General features: G+C 45.4%; 5 protein-coding genes. 1 reads left to right on the top strand and 4 read right to left on the bottom strand.

What is annotated here, in order from left to right:
- The first annotated feature begins 233 nt into the window (after window positions 1-233).
- Window positions 234-1,742 (top strand): transposase, encoded by a 1,509-nt coding sequence (locus FNY66_RS15210; RefSeq protein ID WP_150311666.1) that lies wholly within the window; start codon window positions 234-236, stop codon window positions 1,740-1,742.
- A gap of 5 nt (window positions 1,743-1,747) precedes the next feature.
- Here FNY66_RS15210 and FNY66_RS15580 read toward each other — a convergent pair whose 3' ends face one another.
- From FNY66_RS15580 to FNY66_RS15880, 4 genes are all read right to left on the bottom strand, one after another.
- A complete protein-coding gene (locus tag FNY66_RS15580; protein ID WP_190324859.1) occupies window positions 1,748-1,897 on the bottom strand; it encodes a hypothetical protein in 150 nt (49 codons plus the stop codon).
- Window positions 1,898-2,156: 259 nt separating this feature from the next.
- The gene (locus tag FNY66_RS15205) at window positions 2,157-2,375 is read right to left on the bottom strand and encodes a hypothetical protein (protein ID WP_150311665.1); all 219 of its coding nucleotides are present in this window, start codon (window positions 2,373-2,375) and stop codon (window positions 2,157-2,159) included.
- A 151-nt stretch (window positions 2,376-2,526) separates the two neighbouring features.
- Entirely contained in the window at window positions 2,527-3,078 is a 552-nt protein-coding gene (locus tag FNY66_RS15200) for a hypothetical protein (protein ID WP_150311664.1), read from the bottom strand.
- Between the two features lie 124 nt (window positions 3,079-3,202).
- Window positions 3,203-4,526, bottom strand: a 1,324-nt coding sequence (locus tag FNY66_RS15880) for a hypothetical protein (protein WP_229409557.1), incomplete at its 5' end; no start/stop codon positions are given.

Below are 4,526 nucleotides of genomic sequence, written 5' to 3'. Positions count from 1 at the left end.
TTCAGTGTCTGGTCTCGGAAACTCAAATACCTTGAATTTCCTGACTTTTCTCAAATCAAAATTAATAGTTTCACCTCTATATTTCTGTAACATTTCCTCAAGTTTTTCTTTAAAATCACTTGACAGATCAGCTGAAATATGCGGCAGCATTTGGCGCTACCCCGCAGCACCAAATGCTGCCCTTTGTCGTATAAGGATATCCAACTTCACTTCATGACAAAGGAGGCATATTTATGTTCAAACCCGAATTATGGCAAAGCCACGACGAGTATCGAACCATTGTTAATTCTCTGGGGCGCAGGCTTTCCCGCAACAATCCCCGTTATCAGTTTGATGCTTACAGTAAGGAGCGCCAAAAATTACTTTCCCTTAATCTCGACCCGCTCAGCGACTATCTCACTCCCTTTTATTCTGCAGAAGGCCGTCCCGCTATACATCAGGCGCAGATCCTGCGCTCCCTCATCCTCTTTACCCTGCTTTTCAACCGGACTGATGCAAAAACCAGTCTGACTGCATGGGTCAGGGATGTTCTCCCCAATTCCATTTCCCTTGCCTGCCTGTGTGGGTTTTCCTCTGTTGAGGATCTCCCGCCTCTTGGCTCTTATTATGATCTTATGAACCGTCTCTGGTTGAATCCCAGGGAACAATACTCCAGATCAGCACTTCTTCCTGCTGGGAAGAACGGCAAAAAACCTCAAAAGACAATTGGCAGCGACGGAAAACTTGCGGAAGAAAACCCCGACACTTTTTCTGCCCTCCATACTGTTGACCTGATCCGCAATGGCTCACCGGCTTCTGAAAATCCGGAAGCTGTCCTTCAGGAAATCTTTTCCCTTCTGGCAGTCTTTCCCTCCATACGGCTCGGGCTGATCGATGCTGATGATCTTACTGTATCCGGTGACGACACGGCTGTTGTTTCCCATACTTCCCCAAACGGGAGACATCTTCCTTCCTGCAGTCCTTCCTGCCCTTTCCGCAAAACCTGCGGTCGGCACTATTCTGACCCGGATGCCGGGTGGGGATGGGACAGTGACAAAAAAGTATGGTATTTCGGCCACACCCTATACATGCTTTCTTACAGAAATGACCAGGAAAAAGTGGAGCTTCCACTTATGTTTAAGTTTACGCAGGCCCGCCGCCATGACAGTCTGAACTTCCTATATGCTATAGATGATTTTGGACGTCATTCCTTTGGGCTCTCTCCGAAAAATATCTGTCTGGACTCTGCCCATGACAATCTCCCCACTTATGAACTGCTGGAGCATTGGGATATCAATGCTTTCATTGATATCAATGGGCGGACAAAATCTTCAGAAAATGCACCAGATGACATTACCTTTGATAAAGAAGGACATCCTTTGTGCCGGGCAGGACATAAAATGTGCTCCTGGGGAAACGATCCGGTCAAACAGGCACATAAATACCGCCGCCCGCTGAAATGCGGCCGGATCGTTTCCTGCCCCTATGAAAAGGAATGTTCCAAAGGAAGTTATGGCAGGACGATTTACATCAAGCACCACGCCGATCTCCGTTTTCATCCACGTGTCCCCAGGGATTCTGCCTTATACAAAGAAACCTATAGTAAACGAACCGCCTGCGAACGGGTGAATGACAGGGTTCTCAACGATTACTGCCTACAGCACCTGAAAATCCGAGGGAAGGATCATTTTTCTTTTTGGATGATGCTGATTGGTATCTGCATCCATCTGGATGCCAGATATAAAACCGGGCGTTTAAACTAAACAATTCAGCCTGTACCTTTGTATTTTTCAGCGTGCCAGAACCATTTTGAGGCAGGCAGCTTTGCTATGCCCTTTTTTCTATCCACCAGATTTTTTGTCTCTGATCTCCATAATTTTTCTCCTTCTGGAATCGAATATGTGTCGATTCTTCTCACTGGTTACTCTTATTCTATTAAGTTTCCGAGACTACACTTATTATGTGCTCACGGGAATCAATAATCGCGAAAGAAAATCACATTGTAATATTTACTCAAATTGAAACAGCCGCCAACTACTGCGAATAGTGGCAGCTGTCCTCATCAATAGGATTTAGCAAAAGTCAACTATAAGGGCAGGACGCTTCTGCAATGATCTCACCGGGGAATCCCGCCAGCTCAAGCAGCTTCACTGCATTCTGGGAAGTGGCCGGTCCCTTCATGATCTTGCAGCTGCACTTCTCTCAAATGCATCCCAATCTGCCTCGCTCATCCCGCACTTCCGGAGGCGCCAGTACAAGACCTCCTCGTCCACCGATGTATCACAGTTATTCACCCGGACAAATATCTCGTTCATAGACAGATCATTCCATGTAATGTCATCTACGTCATCTGCCTGCGCAAACAGATCATAATTCCAGTGAGTGAGAAATGTCAATCTTGTTTTGCTCGTATATACAGAAAACCTGTGAGCCGGAATCTTTTCTGTATCTAAAAAAATGCGCCTGACCCACACCAGATGGATCGACGCATCATATAAACAAACACCGGCCTTAGCTCAGGCCCGCCTTTATATACTTTTCACAGGTTTATTCCCAGGAGATCTCGCCCACTTCATAGACAGACACTGTATTGGTCTCATAGCTTACCAGAAGTGTCATTGTATAATTCCGCTCGAACGCCTCTTCATTTTTCGTTCCTTTTATGTCTACATTACACTCCACATATCCCATATTGGTGTCCTCATAAGTAGCCGGATATGCGGAATTAACCGTTGTCTCCACAGAATCAACTACAACTTCGCTGTTGTCCTTGTAAAGTTCCTCCCGGTCTGCCTGAACTTTTTCTCTTTCATCATCTGAAACAATGCTGTTGTATAGTGCTTCATCGATAATTTCTTTATCTTCATCTTCAACATCACTGCTTGTAATCAGAAAAGATCCCGCCCAGTTATTGATTCCTTCCTGGATCTTCGCCACGTCCTCATCTGAACATGGTTCATCTGATTTCTCAACTTCATCAAACGTATACGGAGTAATCGAGATTGTACGGGTTTCAGTTTCTTCCTCATTATTCGAGCATCCGCATGCTATTACTGCAGCGAAACAAAAAAGAAGAAGAAATTTTATATATTTTTTCATAACGTAAATTCATTCCTCACTTTTCGAACTTCATTCACAGCATCAGTCTTCAAAGAATATTGCCCAAAATGATGTACATTTTGGGCAATATCCATTTTAGTCAAATCCAATCAAATATTATGTATTATTTGCTGAATTTTCTTCTTAATACAGCAAGAACAGCTGCCAGGCTGAAGCCCATCGGGATAACTGCTGTCATAACAGAAGTTGTATCTCCGGTCTTCGGAGCCTTGTCCTCGTTAGACTCAGCTTTTGTTGTATCAGCCTTTGTATTGTCGGCTTTCGTTGTGTCATCTGTCTTATCTGTGTTATCCGGTGTCTCAGTTGTCGGATCTTCCGGTGTTGTCGGATCCTCGGGATCTGTCGGCTCTGTCGGGTCTTCCGGATCTGTCGGATCCTCGGGATCTGTCGGCTCTGTCGGGTCCTCAGGATCTGTCGGGTCTGTCGGATCCTCAGGATCTACCGGTGTTGACGGATCGTCAGGATCTTCAGGATCTGTCGGCTCTTCCGGAATCAGTTCAACGATCATTGTGTGTCCGCCTACTTCACCAGCATTCAGTGTAATCTGATCGTCAACCTGTCCAAGACCATCCTCAGCGTCATCCGGAGTCAGGTCTGCCAGCTGATATCCTTCAGGAATGATGATATCCTCTCCTACTACGAAGGAAACTTCTGTTCCGTTCTCAGCTAATTTGCGGATAACATCCTTATCAACAACTTCACCGTCTGTTGTTTCAAATGTAACTGTAAGTTTTGTCAGACGTACATCGAAGATCGGCTCAACGATCATTGTGTGTCCGCCTACAGAACCAGCAGGAATTGTAATATCTGTAATCTGGTCAACGCCTTCTGCCAGTTTGAAGCCGAGCGGAAGATGGAAGTCCTCGCCAAGGCTGAAGACAACGTCTTCTCCTTCAACGCCTTCTTTAGTCATCATCTTTGTTGCCCAAACCTTCTTGCCATCTGTTGTCTCGAATGTAACTCTCAGGCTTGCGTCTCTGATTACTTCGATCTTCTTCAGAACGATTGTGTTGCTGTGTCCAACATACTCATCTACGAAGAAATCGCCTGTTACGATCAGCTCATAACCTTCCGGAAGTGTCAGTTCTGAGAAGTTAGCAATTCCGTCATCATCCATATCTACGAAGTAATCTCCGCCGCCAAGGTTGTTGCCTTCCTCGTCTACGAATACTACATTGATGATTGTTCCGGCATTGATCTTGTGCAGTGTGATCTCATATGTCTTGTCTGTATCAACAAACTCGTCACCTGTTACGATCAGCTCATAACCAACCGGCAGATCAAGCTCTGAGTAATTGAATACTCCATCGCCATCCTCATCTACAAAGTAGTCTCCACCGCCAAGGTTCTTTCCGCCTTCGCTCTTGAATACTACATGAATGATAGCAGAACCATCTCTGTCAAGAACAACTGTCATACCGTCAGCC

Source organism: Mediterraneibacter catenae (assembly GCF_008691045.1).
Lineage (GTDB): Bacteria > Bacillota > Clostridia > Lachnospirales > Lachnospiraceae > Mediterraneibacter > Mediterraneibacter ornithocaccae.
The sequence above is the reverse complement of the archived record's forward strand: the minus strand, read 5'-3'. Positions and strand labels throughout refer to the sequence as shown.